This window comes from Marinomonas transparens, assembly GCF_016463975.1.
Classification (GTDB): domain Bacteria; phylum Pseudomonadota; class Gammaproteobacteria; order Pseudomonadales; family Marinomonadaceae; genus Marinomonas; species Marinomonas transparens.
In genome coordinates, this window is record NZ_JAEMNX010000017.1 from 50,804 (window position 1) to 68,949 (window position 18,146).

The following is an 18,146-nucleotide window of genomic DNA, read 5'->3' on the forward strand; positions in this document are numbered from 1 at the left end:
AAAACAGTGGGCGTAGGGGAATATGAGTCAACTCACTATCATTATTATTGCCGCTTGGCTTGCAGGTTTAGCTGGTTGCATTGGTGGGATTGTTGCCTTGGTTTCTGGCGGTGAAAATACCGAAACAAAGAGCGAGATAAACCACGGCATAATTGCCTTTGGTGGCGGTATTCTCATTGCCGCGGTGGCGTTTGCGTTACTGCCTGAAGCCATGGCTGTGCTTCGTCCTGTCGTTCTTGGTGCGATGTTCTGTTTTGGTGGATTGTTGTTTTGTTTATTGGATGCGTTGTTAAGCCGACATGGTGGCCCCAAGGCGCAGCTGTTAGCCATGCTAATGGACTTTTTACCGGAAGCCTTAGCCCTCGGTGCTGTTTTTGTACATGACCCCCATCTCGGTATATTACTCGCTGTTTTTATTGGTGCTCAGAATTTACCTGAGGGTTTTAATGCTTTTCGGGAAATGGAAAACTCTGGCATTCGTTCTCGTATGGCGCTGTTGATTCTGTTCGCTATTAGCTTATTTGGGCCGCTGGCAGCATGGGCCGGATACGCCTTGCTTCAGGATCAAGCGATAATAACTTCTAGCATCATGGCCTTTGCTGGCGGTGGCATCGTTTATCTCATCTTTCAAGACATTGCTCCCCAAGCGAAGATTAACCAACATTGGGTGCCAGCACTCGGCGCGGTATTGGGCTTCGCGGTTGGGATGATAGGAAAGCAAGTACTATAATTGAGCTTGCTGTCGATTAGGTTTTTTGATGAATTAAGAAACCAGACAACACCTCGCTTCGGCGCGCAAGCGCGCAAACATCCGCTCGGCATTGATCTGGTTTTTATCTGGATATTGAAGAATCAAATTAGACAAAACGTCTGATTGGAGTGAGTGCCTAGATGTTTCTGATACATTAAAGTGCTTATTTAATGATCAATTTAAAAATTAAATGACCTTTAAATAGGTTGATTAAAGGTACTTTTAAATGACTGCTAGAATTCTATCCTTGAGGCTGTGAGTATTACAGAGTTCAAAGCCAACCCAATAAAGTCGCTAGCAGTGCGAATGGGGAAGCGATTGCGATACTGAATCGTAACGAACCTGCGTTTTACTGTGTACCAGCTGAAGCTTATGAAACGTTAATGGATAAGCTGGAAGACATGGAACTGATACTACTCGCGAAGGAACGCGCCAATGAAGAAAACGTCTCAGTCAGCATCGCTGACTTATAAACTCGAATTCAAAAAGAGTGGCAGAATCAGCTTTACGAGGTAGTGTGGTTTCGTTTATTCATTAAAAAGCGACTCCATATATGGGCATAATTAAGCGGTTAGAAGAATAAAGAATGGTTCATACGAAGAAGATAGCATTAGTTTTTTTACTGTGTCTATTGAGTACGTCATCAATTGCCGAAGAATGTGTGGTATTGCTGCATGGCATGGCGCGCACAGACCGATCCATGGATAAAATGGAAGAGGTATTAAAGGCGGAGGGTTATACCGTTATTAATTATGATTATCCCTCTACTCGTTACGACATCACCACCATTGCGAAAGAATACCTTCCCAAAGCGGTTGCTCAATGTAAGCCTGATGTGACAGTGAATTTTGTTACGCATTCTCTTGGCGGAATTGTTCTACGTAAATATTTGAGCATTAATATGTTAGAGAACTTAGGGCGAGTCGTCATGCTCGGGCCGCCGAATAAAGGCAGTGAGGTGGTTGATAAGCTTAAAAATATTCCAGGTTTTAAACTTATTAATGGCCCTGCTGGCATGCAGCTAGGAACAGATGATAGTAGTGCTCCTAATTCACTAGGACCTGTAAATTACCCTGTGGGTATTATCGCTGGTCGCTCTACTATTAATCCAATACTCTCTCAAATGCTGCCTAATCCAGACGATGGAAAAGTATCAGTAGAACGTACAAAGTTAGAGGGCATGACAGACCATATAGTGGTTTCTGTATCTCACCCGTTTCTAATGAGGGATAAAGACGTAATCCGGCAAGTTAAGGCATTTCTGCACGAAGGGGCTTTTGAAAGAAGGTAAAGCTCTCATTAGAGCGGTTACCCCTAATAAAACATCACTGTTGAGATGAATATTAGTCAAATAAAGAGTTTTTCCGCAATGCAAAGAATTCGATTTTCGTCGCTGTTTTATTTATCCCCAGAAGTACAAAAAGCCCAATGCCTTGCGTTAATAAGTTGCAGTTTTCTATCTGAGGCAGTGAGCTAATATAAAAACCTAGTTTTTCACCAACCCTAAGTAGTTTTCTATGCCTTTGATCTTATCTTCCGCGTGGTGGTTGACGTACAGCACGGTGGTTTCCGAGCCTTGGCAGATCTTCTCGATTAAGGCCAAAACTAGTTGGCGGTTCATGTCGTCTAACCCGAGGCAGGGTTCATCTAATATCAATAAGGGCGGGTGTTTGACCATGGCGCGGGCGATGAGCAACAAACGTTGGTCGCCGTAGGAAAGTTTGTTAAAGGGTTGGTCAGCGCGGTCTTTCATGCCGAGTAATGCTAGCCATTGGTCGGCGATTGCCTTTTGGTTATCGGATGATTTGGAATACATGCCGATGCTGTCGTAAAAGCCGGAAATAATCACGTTTTTACAGCTGGTGCTAACGCGGTATTCCCATTGCAAAGCGGTGGAGACATAGCCGATGAATTGCTTGATCTGCCAGATGCTTTCGCCATTGCCCCGTTGGAATCCGAATACAAAAATGTCGTTGGTATAACATTGGGGGTGGTCGCCGGTGATCAAGGACAAAACGCAGGTTTTGCCGCTGCCGTTTGGGCCACTTAGTTGCCAATGCTGGTTGGCTTCTATCGTCCAATCGAGTTTATCGACAATGATGGTATCGCCGTATTTGATCGTCGCTTGTTTGAGGGCGACCAAGGGTTGGTTAGGATCAAGGGCGGGCAAAGCCGATGTGGGGTCGGCATCTGGAATACTCAAATCGGTAGTTTTTAAATGCAGCAGTTGGTAAAGCTCGTTAAAAGCCGCTTTGTCTTGGCGTTCTATGGTCAGCGCCAAACGGCCTTTATTTGAACTGCTTTTATCTGAGCTGTCTTTATCAAGAAAGGCCACATGGGTGATGAAGTCGGGCATTTCATCAAAGCGGTTGAGCACCAACACCATGGGCGTGGTGTCTATGATGGATGCTAAATGCGCTTGCAACATGGCAAGGGTGTCGGCATCTAAACCATCAAAAGGTTCGTCTAAGATGAGTAAATCCGGCTTGCTAGACAAGGCGCGTATTAACATCACCTTGCGGGTTTCGCCCGTAGAAAGCTTACGAAAAGCGCGGTCGAGTAGGGGCGTTAGGCCGAACTTTTCTACCAGTGCCTTGGCCAGTGTTTGGTCTTCGCAGTGCTCGAAAATCATCTCATGGACTGGGGTGCCAATGGCGATCACATCCATAATATCGGCATCGTCTTTTTTCAGCTCTTTGGCGATCAATTCCGCTTGCGCTTCAAAGGAGACCAAACCAACTTTTTTAGGTAGGTTGGTAATGGTGCCGCTTTCTATTTCCCCCACACCCGCCAGTACCGCCGCAAGAGCCGATTTCCCAGATCCGTTGGTGCCGGTAATCATCCAATGCTGGTTTGGCTCTATGGTCCAATCCACCTCGCTCAGTGTGAAGCGGTCATCAAAGTTCACGGTTGTCTTTTCTAATTGAATAGAGCCTAAGTGGATGCTATCTAAACGAGTGGTATTGTCCATAAAATGCAATCTCAATGAATAAAACGATAAACAAAAAAGCCGAGACATTTAAAAATGATCTCGGCTTTTTGAGTTTAAAACACGACGTTACGAGTTATTAACGCAGTAGTCGTATAATCAAATTAAACGATTTTCTTCATATCCGCCATGTGACCGCGTAACACCCCACCAATCGCTTCCACTGGGTGGCTGCGTAGGGCTGTGTTTACTTCGATCAAACGTGCGTTATCAACACCCGTATCTTCTAAAGAAAGACCTTTACCGATCACGTCAGTTTTAATGTCTTTCATGAAATCCGCTAGCAATGGTAGGCAAGCGTGGTTGTATAGGTAGCAACCGTATTCCGCTGTATCAGAGATAGTCGCGTTCATTTCGTAAAGTTTTTTACGAGCAATGGTGTTCGCGATAAGTGGTGTTTCGTGTAGAGACTCGTAGTAAGCCGATTCAGCGATGATACCCGCTGCTGTCATAGTTTCAAAAGCAAGCTCAACACCGGCTTTAACCATGGCAACCATTAGGATACCGTTATCGAAGAACTCTTGCTCAGAGATTTCAACATCGCCAGCAGGTGTTTTTTCGAAGTTGGTTTCTGCGGTTTCCGCTCTCCAACCTAGTAGGTTTTTGTCATCGTTCGCCCAGTCTTCCATCATAACGCGAGAGAAAGTACCGTTGATGATGTCGTCTTGGTGCTTGTTGTACAAAGGACGCATGATGATTTTAAGTTCTTCAGAAAGATCAAAAGCTTTGATCTTAGCTGGGTTAGAAAGGCGATCTAGCATGTTCGTCACACCGCCGTATTTCAAAGCTTCTGTGATGGTTTCCCAACCGTACTGGATTAGGCGAGAGGCATAACCTGCATCGATACCTTCTTCAACCATTTTGTCGAAGCAAAGGATAGAACCTGTTTGCAACATACCACAAAGGATAGTTTGCTCACCCATAAGGTCAGATTTTACTTCCGCGATGAAAGAAGACATCAAAACGCCTGCTTTATGACCGCCAGTACCCACAGCGTATGCTTTGGCTAGTGCAAGACCTTCGCCTTTAGGATCGTTGTCTTCGTGAACGGCGATAAGCGTTGGAACACCAAAGCCACGTACGTATTCAGCGCGAACTTCAGAACCTGGGCACTTAGGTGCCACCATGATGACTGTAAGGTCTTCACGGATTTGCATGCCTTCTTCTACGATGTTGAAACCGTGAGAGTAAGATAGGCAAGCGCCTTTTTTCATAAGCGGCATGATTTCAGTCACAACAGGTGTGTGCTGCTTATCTGGTGTTAGGTTCAAAACAACGTCAGCCGTTGGGATAAGTTCTTGGTAAGTACCAACAACAAAACCATTTTCAGTGGCGTTTTTCCAAGATTGGCGTTTTTCAGCAATGGCCGCAGCGCGTAGTGTGTAAGAAACATCTAGGCCACTGTCGCGTAGGTTCAAGCCTTGGTTAAGACCTTGAGCACCACAACCGATCACAACAATTTTTTTACCTTTAAGCGCATCTACGCCATCGGAAAATTCAGAGCTGTCCATGAAACGACATTTAGCCAGTTGAGCAAGTTGCTCGCGTAGCGGCAAAGTATTGAAGTAGTTAGTAGCCATTGTTAGTAATCCTAAGGTTTTTATATTTAAAAAGAGACGTATTGTCGCCAGTGACATACTGCGATCAAATGCTATGGAGGTGACTTTATAGAAAAGGTTGTCTTTCGTAAATTGATATATTCGCAATACAGTATCCCATTTTATGCAATGATGGAGTATTCTTACCGATAACATCTTTTATAAACGACTCATTTTACAAACGACTGAGTAACAAGGTCAGCACACGAGCGAGGGGTTTAAAGTGAACATACGAACGTTAAAGCAATTTCTCGCCTTGGCCGATTCCCTGCATTTTGGGCGTGCCAGTGAAGAGTGCAATATCAGCCTTTCGGCCTTGTCGCGGAATATTCGCCAGTTAGAAGAAGAACTCGGCGTGGCGCTGTTCACTCGTGACAATCGTACGGTGACACTCACGCAAGAGGGGCAAAAGTTTCTTTCCTATGCCCGCGAAGCCAGTAGTCAATGGCGATTGATCCGTCATGAATTAACCGACAGTGCCGACCAACTCCACGGGGAAATCAGCCTGTATTGTTCGGTGACCGCCAGTTACAGCTTTTTGTTTGAATTGCTTAACCGCTTTCGCCAAGTCCACTCAGGGGTTGAAATTAAGTTACACACAGGCGACCCAGATGAAGCCATAGCGCGAATCTTAGATGGCAAGGAAGACATTACCATAACAGCTCGCCCAGCCATTCTGAATAAAGGTTTGGCGTTCAAGCCTATAACCATGTCCCCCTTGGTGTTTATCGCACCGAACGAAAAACAACCCAATGTTCCGACCAGCATTCCTGCGACACCACAGGAATGGGCGAAGGTGCCGATGATTTTGTCGGAAGCAGGGGTGTCGCGCCATCGCATTGATCAGTGGTTCCGTAAGTTCGACATTACCCCAACCATCTACGCCCAAGTAGCAGGTAATGAAGCCATAGTGAGTATGGTGAGTTTGGGCTTTGGTATCGGCGTGGTGCCTAAAATCGTACTCGACAACAGCCCGCTGGTTGATAGGGTGCAAGTGCTAGAAGTAAAGCCCGAACTGGAACCCTACAATATTGGTTTATTCACCCTAAAGAAAAGCCTGAAAAAACCTGTAATTGAGGCTTTTTGGAACTTGATGGTAGGACGATAAGGTTAAGGTTTCTTAATATCGTCGATATGAGTGATTTGAGCTCGACCTTGTTCTTTGGAATGGTAGAGGGCGATATCTGCTTGCTTCATTAGTGTGTCGCTATTGGTGATTGTGCTTTGTTGTCGAGTCACTATGCCGATACTTACCGTGAGCATGTCCGACACTTCGCTTGAACTGTGCTCAATGTTTTCCACTTGCATGTTGTTCATGATTTTTAGCGCTATGGCTTGAGCCTTTTGTTTTGTTGTATTGGGTAACAAAATGGTGAACTCTTCACCGCCATAGCGAGCAATTAGGGTGGTAGGGTCTGGGGCGCTCCCGCTTAGTATAAGCGCTATTTTTTGTAGTGCTTCATCACCACAGAGATGGCCGTAGGTGTCGTTGTATTGTTTAAAGAAATCCACGTCAATCAGTAGAATAGAGAGTGCTTGATTGCTCGTTATCTCAAGTTGTAGCTGTTGGTCGAATGCACGTCGGTTTGAGATGTTGGTTAGGCTGTCGGTTAAAGACAGTGTTTTTAAGCTGGCTGTTTGGCTGTTGATGGTCTCTGAAAACTGGTCGAAAGCCTCAAATAATTCGTCAATTTCATTTTCATTTGCTTCATGTTTGGGTTGATTCTCAGTCATGGTATGGATTTTTTGAGTGAGTAATTTCAAACGTTTAATCATATGAATATAGATGGCCAAAATAGCACTGATCATGGCCGCTAGGAGAAAGAAAGCGCCAATGAACCACTCTTTTTGTGCCTTCATATCATTGGTGAGTGCGGCGGCTTTTTCATTCAGGGTGTCATTTTCATTAAGAGATATACGGCCTGCAATGTTGCTGTAGTCGTTTATCATATTGTGAATGAAATACTCTCGGCCTCTACTCCGGCCGACAATACGCAGATATTGTGCTTGCTGTTCGATAAGGCCCTGGGGGCCTATGAGGGTATTTTCTAGGCTGGCGTTGAGGGGAGGAATTTGGCTTTGTAAGTCGCTGGGCAGTTTGCCTATTATTGACTCTAGCTTATCTAGGCTCTGCTGTGTAGTAAGACGGATTTCTTGTAATTCACTTAACTGTCTTATATTAGCCGTGACATAAGCAAGGGTCGTGGTTTGTAGAAAGGTTAGTTGCCATTGTGTTTGTAGTATGACGTCCGTGTGCGTCAGGTTCTGTTTTAATTCATTTAATTGTTTTGCCGATGCCTGTAATGCCCATAATTTGTCGAGCTTTTTCTTTATGTGGGCCGCTAGGGTGAACTTTTCTTCAATTAAGTGGGTTAATTCTGTTACTTCTTTTTGAATGAGTGCCCATTGGTGAATTTGAGTTTGGCTGCTCTTTGTCTTATTTATTTTTTCTTGTATTTTGTTGAGTTTTTTTTCTATTTCGAATTTTGCAATACGCATTTCTGGCGGTGTCATAGCCGAGGAGAAGCGCTTAAGGGAAGCAAGTAATTCGTTTGACATAACCGCCGTTTGATTAGCTTTGACCATTGCAGGTAAAGAGGTCAGTGTTAGGTCTTGTAGTATCGACTGAGTTTGCTCCAACCTGTTTTGTAAAACGAACCCTACAGTGACAAAAAGCAATATGACAATGAGTAACAGTAAGGCAAATTGCTTGCCTAAGCTTAATCCCCAGTAGCTTTTCTTCAGCCGTGTGGCTGTTTGGTTTGGTTGTGCTTGCGAACTGTTTGTCATTGTGTGGTCTTAACGGCAATGTTTTCTATTCGACCATCTGTGTAGGGCGAAATAATGCCTTTTTTCTGCACTGCTGCAATGACAATATCAGAAAATAACAGACTGGATGTTTGCTTGAACGATAGGCTCTTGCTTGTCTTAAGCATGGTGTAACCGTCTCCACCTTTATAAAGATAATCTAATGTCGCAAGGCGGTAGCTTTGTGTGGGAACTAGTTGGTTGCCATTCATGTGTACGGAAATTAGGCGCTTCCCAGCAGGTTGTGTTGAATCGTACTTAACTGTAATCCCTGAGACTTGTAGGTATCGCCCGCTTGTTGATTCGATTTTACCTAAACCGTGCTCTAAAGCATCGATGATTTGTTGGCCTGTTACTTCGAGCAGCACAAGGTTATTCCGATAGGGCAGCATGGTCAGAAAGTCTTTTCTTGTTAGCTCGGTATTGGCTTGAAAGCTTGTGTCGCTGCGTATGGTGCCACTGTTTACTAGACTTAGGTGGGCATTAGTAAAATCTTTTAACGTGTCCACGACAACGTTAGCAAAGCTATTTTCCGAGGTGCGTAGTGTTTTCCTATGTAGGTCTATCCTCGCTGTGGTTTTTCCTATTTTTTCTTCTAGTAGAATATCGAGTCGTTTATCGTATTCCTGCACCTGTTGTAAGACAGCTGGTTGGAAATATAAAGCAGTCAGATCCACTTCATTGGTGTTGATTTTCAAACTGTCTTTTGGATTGTCCTGTTGCCAAGATAGCTGTATGACATCCGCATTTTTACTTTCATCAATCACAATATTATTAGGATGGCGTTGTTGGTGGCTGTAGGGGTTTTGCTGAAAATACTCGTCTTTAAACAAGGCGACATCTACTACACCTTGTTCAAGTAGGTTGTTAACAACAGGCATGTAGTCAGAGTAATGGAGGATAACCAAATCAACATTATGCTCTTTGAGTGCGGCTGCAGCTTGAGTGATAGCTTCAACGGGCGGAATGATTTGGAAGCGTTTGACTGGATATTTTTCCATTTTTGAAGGGTCTAAGGCTGAGATAAATCCTAGCTTCACATTACCTTTTTTAAGTACTTTGTAAGGGAGTATTCCATCTGGCGCACTTTGGCTAAGAGGATCGTATAGGCTGCTCGATACCATAGGGAAGGCCGCTTCATAGGAGCGTATGATTAACTCATCTTCTTGAAAAGCAAACTCTCGTTTTGAGATCCCCATCGCATCGGGTTCAAGGCTGTTTAATATATCAATAATGTGGGCGCCTCGATCCATGAATGACATCATGCTAGGGCCTAAGCTCTCGCCACCAAAAATGAAAAAGGTACTTAAGTTGTTTCGGCGCTCTTGGTTAAGCAAGCTGGCTAATTGGGCATAGCTGCCTTTTCTTATATCGTTGATGATGGGTCTTTGAGCATCAAAAATGATAGTGGCATGTTGCTCTGCGAAGGCAGTTGTATTGAAGAGAATACTTAAAAATAGGCATAGCTTGATGAATATGTGGCATTTGGTCATATATGTGTTTCTGCAAGTGTCGGTATTTTGGAGGCCTGTTAAAATACGCTTTCATAGGGCTTGTGTAGATAAAATTGGCCAGATTGATTAATACATTATCATGAAATAAAACAATCAGATATACATGAAATACTTGTCAGTGTTGCATAAAGATGTTGAGAAAACACTATATAAATGACCAAATGGTCAGCTACTCTCGCTGCCATTTTAGAGGAATGTTTGTGCCAGCGGTTTGATATCCTGTCGATTTTTTATCTTTAGGACTGCTTCTAAGCTAAGTCAGATATTGATTGACTTTAATGTTACAGTGGTTGGTCCCTGCAATGATTGATTGCCTTTACAAGGCTCAGATTCTCCCTCCTCAGTTCACTACATGTCAGCGTTATAGCATTATTTTCTAAGACATTTATCATCATAAAAAAGTTTATTGGCGTGGTTGATCACGCGTTTGTGAACTCACCAAGTTTTATCTTTTATAGAAAGGAAACGGTATGAGTCAACTTACCTTCGGCGTTATCGGCACATCCAGAAAAATAGACGAGCGTCGTTACCCAATTCACCCAGAACATTTATCGCGTATTCCGGCCTACTTGCGTGAAAAACTGATTTTTGAAGAAGGCTACGGCGCGGCTTTTAACATCAGTGATGAGGAAATTGCCGCGCAAACGGGTGGCATTGCCACGCGCCATCACATATTGGCTGAAATAGGCGCGGTGATTATTGCCAAACCCGTCTTGGAAGACTTAGAAGAATTACGGGAAGGTGGCATTTTGTGGGGCTACGCCCACTGTGTGCAGCAACGGGCTATTACCCAAGCAGCATTGGATAGAAAACAGACCTTAATCGCCTTTGAAGATATGTTTGTATGGTCACCAAGTGGGCAAGTAGGCCGTCATACTTTTTATAAAAACAACGAAATGGCCGGCTATTGCGCGGTGATTCATGCCTTACAATTAAAAGGCATCGATGGACATTATGGTAACCAACGTAAAGTCATTATTTTCAGCTTTGGTGCCGTGAGCCGTGGTGCGATTTATGCCTTAAAAGCCCATGGATTCCGTGACATTACCATTTGTGTTCAGCGTCCAGACCATGAGGTGCGAGAAGAAGTACTGGATTGTCATTACATCAAAGTCCGAGAAGGAAAAGCCGATGAAGCCCGTATGATGGTGGTTGAGCATGATGGTTCTGAGCGACCTTTGAATGAGCTGATTAGCGAAACCGACATTATTGTGAACGGCACCTACCAAGAAACCGATCACCCAACCAACTTTATTATTGAATCTGAAGCGGCGTACCTTAAACCCAATAGCCTGATCATAGACGTGAGTTGTGACGAAGGCATGGGCTTCTTTTTCGCTAAGCCGACTTCTTTTAAAGACCCCATGTTTCAATACAACACCACAGACTATTACGCGGTGGATCACACACCAAGTTACCTATGGGAAAGCGCCACCCGCTCGATTTCAGCTGCGCTAATTGTGTATTTGGAAAATGTCCTAGAAGGCCGTGAAAACTGGCAGGAAAATGAAACCATACGCCGAGCCATTAACATAGACGAAGGCATTATCAAAAATCCATTAATCCTGTCATTCCAGAACCGTGAATTAACGCCACCTTATGGGCCATTAGCCACGGTGAGCTAGTTGTTTTTTTTCGTACTTGTTCGTTACGGTCTACTCAACAGTAGATTGTAACGCACAGTTGAATAAACGAAGCATATAAAATACAACCATACCTTTCCTGCTTATTTCAAAGGTGCTTTGCTATAAAGGCAAAGGCAGCGTCTAAATATTCCTCTTCTGTGATGCTTTGTATCCCTTTATTCTCATTAGATTTACTACTGTTTATTAGATTAAGAAGGTATTGATGGAAGCTTGTGATTTAAATGCTACCGAGGCGCGACGTTTAATGGCGCAAAAAGCGTTGTCTGTTACAGAGTTGGCGCAAAGCTGTATCGACCGAATGAATCTGGTAAATCATGCCGTTAATGCCATTATTTGTAGTGATCCAGATGATCTACTCAAGCAAGCTAAAAAAGCTCAGCAAGCCATTGATCAAGGCGAGCCGTTAGGTGCACTTCATGGTTTGCCACTGAGCGTGAAAGACATGGTGGATTTAAAAGGCTTTCCAACCACTTTTGGTAGCACCATTTTTAAAGACAACATGGCGACATCGGATGACCCTATGGTCGCGCAATTAAGAAGTGCAGGTGCCTTGCCGTTAGGAAAAACCAATAACCCAGAATGGAGCGCTGGTGGTAATACTCGTAATGCAGTTTATGGCGTTACGGCGAATCCGTTTGATGTCACTCGTTCTGCGGCAGGTTCTTCTGGTGGCTCCGCTGTGGCGTTAGCCTGTGGTATGACGCCGCTGGCAACGGGTTCTGATACGGGCGGTAGTCTACGAAACCCTGCGGCTTTTTGTGGGGTTGTAGGCTTTCGTCCTTCTCCCGGCGTGGTACCGGGGCATACTCGTTCCATTGGTTTGATTCCCCTGCCGTCTAGTGGCCCGATGGCGAGGTCTGTGGAAGACATCGGCCTGATGTTGTCTGAAATGATTCGCCCTGATCGTCGTGACCCTTGGGTGCCTATGGTTGAGGGCGTGAGTCTGCATAATGCCTCGGCTTACCGGCATTTACCTGATTACGACTTGAGCAGCGCTAAGGTGGCGATGACCACCGACTTTGGTTTTGCCATGACGGAGCAGCTTATCAGAGAGTCTTTTAGCGACAAGCTGGCACAGTTTTCGTCTGTGTTTGCCACCTGTGATGATGCTCATCCAAACAGTGATAACGCCGATCGGGTGTTTGCGGTATTAAGAGCGCTTAACTTTTCTGGAAAGCACAGAGATCTGATGTACCAATATCCAGATCAAGTAGGCCCTAATGTAAAAATGAATGTGGAAGAAGGGGAGTCTTATAGTGCGTTAGATGTTGTTGAGGCCTTAGAAGGTCAGACGACCTTATATCGCCATTGGCAAACCTTCTTTGAAGAATACGATTTCATTCTTGCGCCAACGACGACAATAAGCCCAAGAGATTGGCACGAACTTTATCCCACTCATATTGACGGTCAGCCAACGCAAAGCTATTACCACTGGTTGTCTATGGCGTATGTTTCCACTTTAACAGGCCATCCTTCGCTTACCTTGCCAGTTGGTCGTGACAAGAACAACATGCCATTTGGTTTGCAAATCATTGGGCGACGCGGCTCAGATTTATCGACCTTAGCCTTTGCAAAAGCGTTAGAAGCTTTGCTAGAGAAAACGCCTGAGCTTGCAAGACCTAGAGTCGATATTGCTACGTTGTCTTGGTCGCCTGCGCTAAAAGAAGCAGAAGGTTTTATGGGGTTTTAACTTGTTCCTATATATCTGATACTTGGACAAAGTAACCTATTAATTTATAAGGAATATCCATTGTCTGAGTTCACTACGAATCCTGTTGTCCAGTCTCTTGTCGCGCTAAATGAAACAACTTGGTTTAACCCTAAGAAAGTTGCGTTCGAGTCTGTGCAAGGACAATTGCCTTTGCAAATGTCGGATATGCAGGATGCTGCGGATCGTTTGTCTCGTTTTGCTCCTTATCTTGCTCTCGTGTTCCCTGACACAGCTGTCAATCATGGCATTATTGAATCGGAATTAAAGCCGATTCCTGCCATGCAGTCTGTCTTGTCTGACCTTATGGGGGCGGATATAGAAGGTCGTCTATTGATGAAGTGCGATAATCAATTACCTATCGCGGGCTCGATTAAAGCGCGAGGCGGTATTTATGAGGTGTTATTACACGCGGAGCGTTTGGCGTTAGCGAGTGGCTTATTAAGAGAAGGTGATGATTATCGTACTTTTGACTCAGATGCTTTTAGGGCTTTATTTTCAGCTCATCAGATTGTCGTAGGCTCGACAGGAAACCTTGGCTTAAGCATTGGTACCATGAGCGCGAAACTGGGCTTTAAAGTAACAGTTCACATGTCGGCGGATGCTAGAGAATGGAAAAAAGCCCTATTAGAAAGCAAGGGCGTGAACGTAGTGGAACACACGGCGGATTACAGTGTGGCCGTAGAACAAGGCCGCCAAGAAGCCGAGCAAGACGACAGCGCCTATTTTATTGATGATGAAGATTCTACTTCGTTGTTTTTAGGTTACAGCGTGGCAGCATTGCGCTTGCAAAAACAGCTGAATGAACAGGGCATATTAGTAGATGCAGACCATCCGTTGTTTGTGTATTTACCCTGTGGTGTGGGCGGTGCTCCGGGCGGCATCACTTTTGGGCTTAAACAAGTATTTGGTGACCACGTACATTGTTTCTTTGCCGAGCCAACCCATTCCCCTTGTATGTTATTGGGCATGGAAACAGGCCTGCATAGCAAAATTGCTGTGCAAGACCTAGGCATAGACAACCTAACCTGTGCCGATGGCCTTGCGGTCGGTCGGCCTTCGGCCTTTGTTGGCCCTATGATGGATCAGTTGTTGAGCGGTGCTTATACGGTTTCCGATGACAATATGCATCGTTATTTGACCATGCTGGCGGACGCAGAAAGCATTCAGGTGGAGCCATCGGCTACGGCCGGATTGGTCGGCGTGATGCGTTTGTTAACATCAGGGCGTGATTATCTAAAATCACACCAGCTAGAAGACAAAATGCCACAAGCCACTCATATAATGTGGGCAACCGGTGGCGATCTTGTGCCAGACGAAGAAAGAGAAGCCTATTATTCCTATGGGAAGGCATTGCTCTAGTCTTATTTTGGAATAAATGGATTAGGGCTTAGTGTTTTTCAAATCTTCTTCGGATTTCATCTTCTCAACAAGAAAGTTTAAAAATATTTTTGCCACAGCGGGTAGAGTTCGCCCAGATAGGGTTTGTACTTCGATATTACGTATGTCCATACCCCTGTCTCGGATAGGAACCGCCACAAGATTACCACTGGCAATTTGGTGACGACAGGATATTTCACCACCGAAGTGAATCCCACCGCTGAAGTGAGTGAAATGATTCAAAGAAGCAATATTGTTGGAGATTAAAACGGGTTCAAATAATAAACTTAAACGGCTGCAACAAATATCAAACAGTTGTCTTACTGTTGTGTTTTCTTCAGGAAGCGCAATAGGGTAAGGGTGTATTTGTGCCATAGTGACAGATTTTTTTGTAGCAAGTGGATGGCTTGGGTGCATCATCGCCATCACGGGAGAAGGTTGTCGATAGGCAACATGTATGTCTTTTGCGGGTGATAAGCTTAATGTAATACCTATGTCTGCATCACCATGGCTCACTCTTTGTGCGACTTCTGCCGGTGCGCTGACGTTGATGTGAAAGTGTATACCTTCATATTGCTGGCGAAAATTCACTATGGTGCGAGGGATAAAGTCCATAGAGAAACCTTCAGAACAGGCCAGATTAATGCGGCCCCGATGGAGTCCGTTTAAGGCTGCTATTTCCGCCACAATTCGATCCGATTCCAAAGCATTTTTACGAGCATAAACGGCCAACATTTCCCCAGCTGTACTCATCACCATGCCCCTGGGTTTGCGTTCAAAAAGCGTTGCATCAAGGATGTCTTCCAAGCTAGCTATTTGTCGGCTGATGGCGCTGGCTGCTACATTTAGGTGCAAAGAAGCTTCGCTGATTGAACCATATCGAGCTACTTCTAAAAAGTAACGTAAAGCGGTGTCTTGTAGGCGTAGTGAGGCTTTCATATTGTATTGCTCTGTTTTATTAGCGTGTTATACGAGAAATTTATTAGCTGTTTATAATCATTCTTATTTCGCCATACCCATGCTTTTTTGGCAATGATTCTTTGCATTTATTTTAATTGCGGCAATAGATATATTTCCTTAATGTGGAAGAAAGGGTAAGAATTTTTTAACTTGATATGAATAAGGGTTAGATCAATGAAGAAACTCAAAGCGAGTAAGTTTGCTCCACGTCGTACGTTATTAAGTGTGCTATTGGCTTGTTCTGTCATGGGGGCTGTTGTACCCGCGATGGCAAATAAAGCGGATGACACATTGATCTATGCCGCTGGTCTTGAGCCTGAAAATGTGAGTCCTTACCATAACAATGCCCGTGAAGGCATCATTCTTTCTCGTTTGGCTTGGGACACGCTTATTTATCGCGATCCAAGTACAAGTGAATATAAACCTATGTTGGCAACCAGTTGGAAGTGGGAAGATTCTACCAATATTCTTCTTACCCTTCGTAAAGGTGTGACATTCCAAAATGGCGATGCTTTTTCGGCTGATGATGTGGTCTTCACATTTAATTATGTGAATACGCCAGAAGCAAAAGTGGTCACTAGGCAGAACGTTAACTGGATAGACCATGCTGAAAAAGTGGATGACTATACGGTTCGTGTTGTGTTGAAAAAACCTTTTCCTGCTGCGTTGGAATATTTATCCGGTCCAACACCTATTTATCCCGCCAAGTACTTTAATAAAGTTGGAATAGAAGGCTACTCCAAAGCCCCTATCGGAACGGGCCCATACAAGATTACCAAGGTAATGAGTGGGGAAGGGGTGAATCTAGAGCGCAACGAGAATTATTTTACAGACAGCCCTGTTAAAAAGCCGGCTATTGGTAAGATTAAGTTTCAGGTGATTACCGACCCAGATGCTCGCCTTGCTCAGCTAATGACAGGGGCAATCGATTGGACATGGCGTGTGCCTTCGGATCAGGCGGATGAATTACGCATGATGCCGAATTTGCAGGTCATTAGCTCTGAGACCATGCGTGTTGGTTATCTGGCAATGGATACCGCCAGTGAGCAACAAAAAGATTCGCCTTTCCAAAATAAATTGGTTCGTGAAGCGGTCAATCATGCGATTAACCGTAGTGCGCTTGCTAATGAGTTAGTACGAGGCGGAAGCCGCCCTATCTATACGCCTTGTTTCCCTACCCAATTTGGTTGTGACTCCTCTGCCGCAATCGAATATAAATACGACCCAGCGAAAGCTAAGGCTTTGTTAGCAGAAGCCGGTTACCCAAATGGCTTTGAAACTGACCTTTATGCTTACCGTGAGATGGATTTAGCCGAAGCAATGTTGGGTGATCTTCGTGCGGTGGGCATTAAAGCGAAATTGCATATGTTGACTTATGCCGCACTTCGTAAAGAGCAGCGCTCTGGTAATGTTCCATTAGCTTTTCAAACTTGGGGGTCATACTCTGTAAACGATGCGTCGGCAATGATCAGTGTTTATTTTAAAGGTGGCGCGGATGACATAACAAGCGATCAGAAAGTCATCCGTTATCTTGAAAAAGCAGACTCCAGTGTTGATCCAGTGATACGTAAAGAAAATTATACGGCGGCGATTAAAGCGATATCTGAAAACGCATACTGGGCGCCAATGTTTTCTTACTCTAGTAACTATGCGTTTAGCAAAGAACTTAATTTCACAGCTTATCCTGATGAACTACCACGTTTCGTAGAATCTAGCTGGAACTAGGTTACTGAGCACCTATGCTCTTTGCATAGGTGCTGCCCTTTTGTTAGATCTCCTCTATTTCGTAGATAGCACATCCAGTCGTCGCATTTAGTATAGATATATCGGTTAACCATTAGATCGTATAGGCGTTTTTTGAGGTGTTTTTATGTTGGTGTTTATATTTCGCCGATTGTTAGTGGCATTTAGTGTGGCGATCACGGTATCTATCGTGAGTTTCATGCTGTTGCATTTTTCGGGTGACTTAGCCGTGTCTATTGCTGGGCCGGATTCAACGGCGGAGCAAGTAGAGCAAATCCGCATCGATTTTGGTTTAGATAAACCTGTGGTGTTCCAATATTTTGATTGGGTGTGGTCTGCTCTTCAGGGGGATTTTGGCCGTTCTTATTATTTTCAAGACTCTGTAATGTCGCTGATTACTGAGCGTATGCCCGTCACCTTAACCTTGGGTGCAGTGTCGTTAGCATTAGCGACGGTAGTGGCGATCCCTCTTGGGGTGATTGCTGCCATTAAACAAGATACTTGGGTTGATCGCCTTGCTTTGACCATTGCATGTGTCGGTCAGGCCATGCCGAGCTTCTGGTTTGCATTGACGCTTATCGTTATTTTTGCGGTGAACCTACATTGGTTGCCAGCAGGTGGTAGTTCTACTTGGCAGCATTTTGTTTTACCTGCTATCGCATTGGGCTATTACGCCACCCCAGCTATGATGCGTCTAACTCGTACCGGTATGTTAGAAGTATTGGGCTCAGATTATATTCGTACGGCTCGCTCTAAAGGCTTGAGCGAAACCTCTGTTATTTTCAAGCATGCATTACGTAACGCAGTTATTCCTGTTGTCGCTTTGGCAGCAGTGGAGTTGGGCTTTATGTTGGGCGGTTCAATTGTGATTGAGTCTGTTTTCTCACTGAAAGGCTTAGGTCAGCTTGCTTGGGATGCTATTTCCCGTAATGACTATCCTGTGGTGCAAGCGGTGGTGCTGATTATTGCCGTGTTTTATATCGTCCTAACCCTATTGGCGGATGTGCTCAACGCCATGCTTGATCCACGTTTGCGTGTTCGCTGAGGTT

The 18,146-nt window shown here is 44.5% G+C and carries 13 protein-coding genes; 8 read left to right on the forward strand and 5 right to left on the reverse strand.

Annotation, left to right across the window (positions count from 1 at the left end):
- Positions 1-22: 22 nt before the first annotated feature.
- Positions 23-730, forward strand: a complete 708-nt coding sequence (locus tag I8J31_RS13605) for a ZIP family metal transporter (RefSeq protein ID WP_233402773.1) — start codon at positions 23-25, stop codon at positions 728-730.
- A gap of 607 nt (positions 731-1,337) precedes the next feature.
- Entirely contained in the window at positions 1,338-2,042 is a 705-nt protein-coding gene (locus tag I8J31_RS13615; protein ID WP_233402774.1) for a lipase family protein, read from the forward strand.
- A gap of 195 nt (positions 2,043-2,237) precedes the next feature.
- Here I8J31_RS13615 and modF read toward each other — a convergent pair whose 3' ends face one another.
- Together modF and ilvC are read right to left on the reverse strand one after the other, a co-directional pair.
- The gene (modF, locus tag I8J31_RS13620; RefSeq protein ID WP_199469125.1) at positions 2,238-3,722 is read right to left on the reverse strand and encodes a molybdate ABC transporter ATP-binding protein ModF; all 1,485 of its coding nucleotides are present in this window, start codon (positions 3,720-3,722) and stop codon (positions 2,238-2,240) included.
- Between the two features lie 122 nt (positions 3,723-3,844).
- On the reverse strand, positions 3,845-5,320 hold the full coding sequence (gene ilvC, locus I8J31_RS13625; RefSeq protein WP_199469126.1) for a ketol-acid reductoisomerase: 1,476 nt from the start codon (positions 5,318-5,320) through the stop codon (positions 3,845-3,847).
- A 241-nt stretch (positions 5,321-5,561) separates the two neighbouring features.
- Between ilvC and ilvY the strand changes: the two genes are divergently transcribed.
- Positions 5,562-6,446 (forward strand): HTH-type transcriptional activator IlvY, encoded by an 885-nt coding sequence (ilvY, locus tag I8J31_RS13630; protein WP_199469127.1) that lies wholly within the window; start codon positions 5,562-5,564, stop codon positions 6,444-6,446.
- A gap of 2 nt (positions 6,447-6,448) precedes the next feature.
- On the opposite strand, the gene I8J31_RS13635 is transcribed toward ilvY, so the two are convergent.
- Both I8J31_RS13635 and I8J31_RS13640 read right to left on the reverse strand, forming a co-directional pair.
- On the reverse strand, positions 6,449-8,128 hold the full coding sequence (locus I8J31_RS13635) for a GGDEF domain-containing protein (RefSeq protein ID WP_199469128.1): 1,680 nt from the start codon (positions 8,126-8,128) through the stop codon (positions 6,449-6,451).
- Positions 8,125-9,639: a bifunctional metallophosphatase/5'-nucleotidase gene (locus I8J31_RS13640; RefSeq protein ID WP_199469129.1), complete on the reverse strand. Its 1,515-nt coding sequence runs from the start codon at positions 9,637-9,639 to the stop codon at positions 8,125-8,127. Before I8J31_RS13640 ends, I8J31_RS13635 begins: the two co-directional genes overlap by 4 nt.
- Before the next feature lie 491 nt (positions 9,640-10,130).
- On the opposite strand from I8J31_RS13640, the gene I8J31_RS13645 reads away from it, so the two are divergent.
- The 3 genes from I8J31_RS13645 to dsdA all read left to right on the forward strand — a co-directional run bounded on the left by I8J31_RS13645 (position 10,131) and on the right by dsdA (position 14,376).
- Positions 10,131-11,285, forward strand: a complete 1,155-nt coding sequence (locus I8J31_RS13645; RefSeq protein ID WP_199469130.1) for a N(5)-(carboxyethyl)ornithine synthase — start codon at positions 10,131-10,133, stop codon at positions 11,283-11,285.
- Positions 11,286-11,508: 223 nt separating this feature from the next.
- A complete protein-coding gene (locus I8J31_RS13650) occupies positions 11,509-12,996 on the forward strand; it encodes an amidase (protein WP_199469131.1) in 1,488 nt (495 codons plus the stop codon).
- 60 nt (positions 12,997-13,056) lie between these two features.
- Complete coding sequence (gene dsdA / locus I8J31_RS13655; protein WP_199469132.1) at positions 13,057-14,376, forward strand: D-serine ammonia-lyase; 1,320 nt, start codon at positions 13,057-13,059, stop codon at positions 14,374-14,376.
- Between the two features lie 21 nt (positions 14,377-14,397).
- Here the strand turns inward: dsdA and I8J31_RS13660 are convergent, their stop codons facing one another.
- Positions 14,398-15,333, reverse strand: a complete 936-nt coding sequence (locus tag I8J31_RS13660; protein WP_199469133.1) for a LysR family transcriptional regulator — start codon at positions 15,331-15,333, stop codon at positions 14,398-14,400.
- 195 nt (positions 15,334-15,528) lie between these two features.
- On the opposite strand from I8J31_RS13660, the gene I8J31_RS13665 reads away from it, so the two are divergent.
- Both I8J31_RS13665 and I8J31_RS13670 read left to right on the forward strand, forming a co-directional pair.
- Positions 15,529-17,079, forward strand: coding sequence for an ABC transporter substrate-binding protein (locus tag I8J31_RS13665; protein WP_199469134.1), 1,551 nt, complete (start codon positions 15,529-15,531; stop codon positions 17,077-17,079).
- A 145-nt stretch (positions 17,080-17,224) separates the two neighbouring features.
- The gene (locus tag I8J31_RS13670; RefSeq protein WP_199469135.1) at positions 17,225-18,142 is read left to right on the forward strand and encodes an ABC transporter permease; all 918 of its coding nucleotides are present in this window, start codon (positions 17,225-17,227) and stop codon (positions 18,140-18,142) included.
- Positions 18,143-18,146 lie beyond the last annotated feature (4 nt).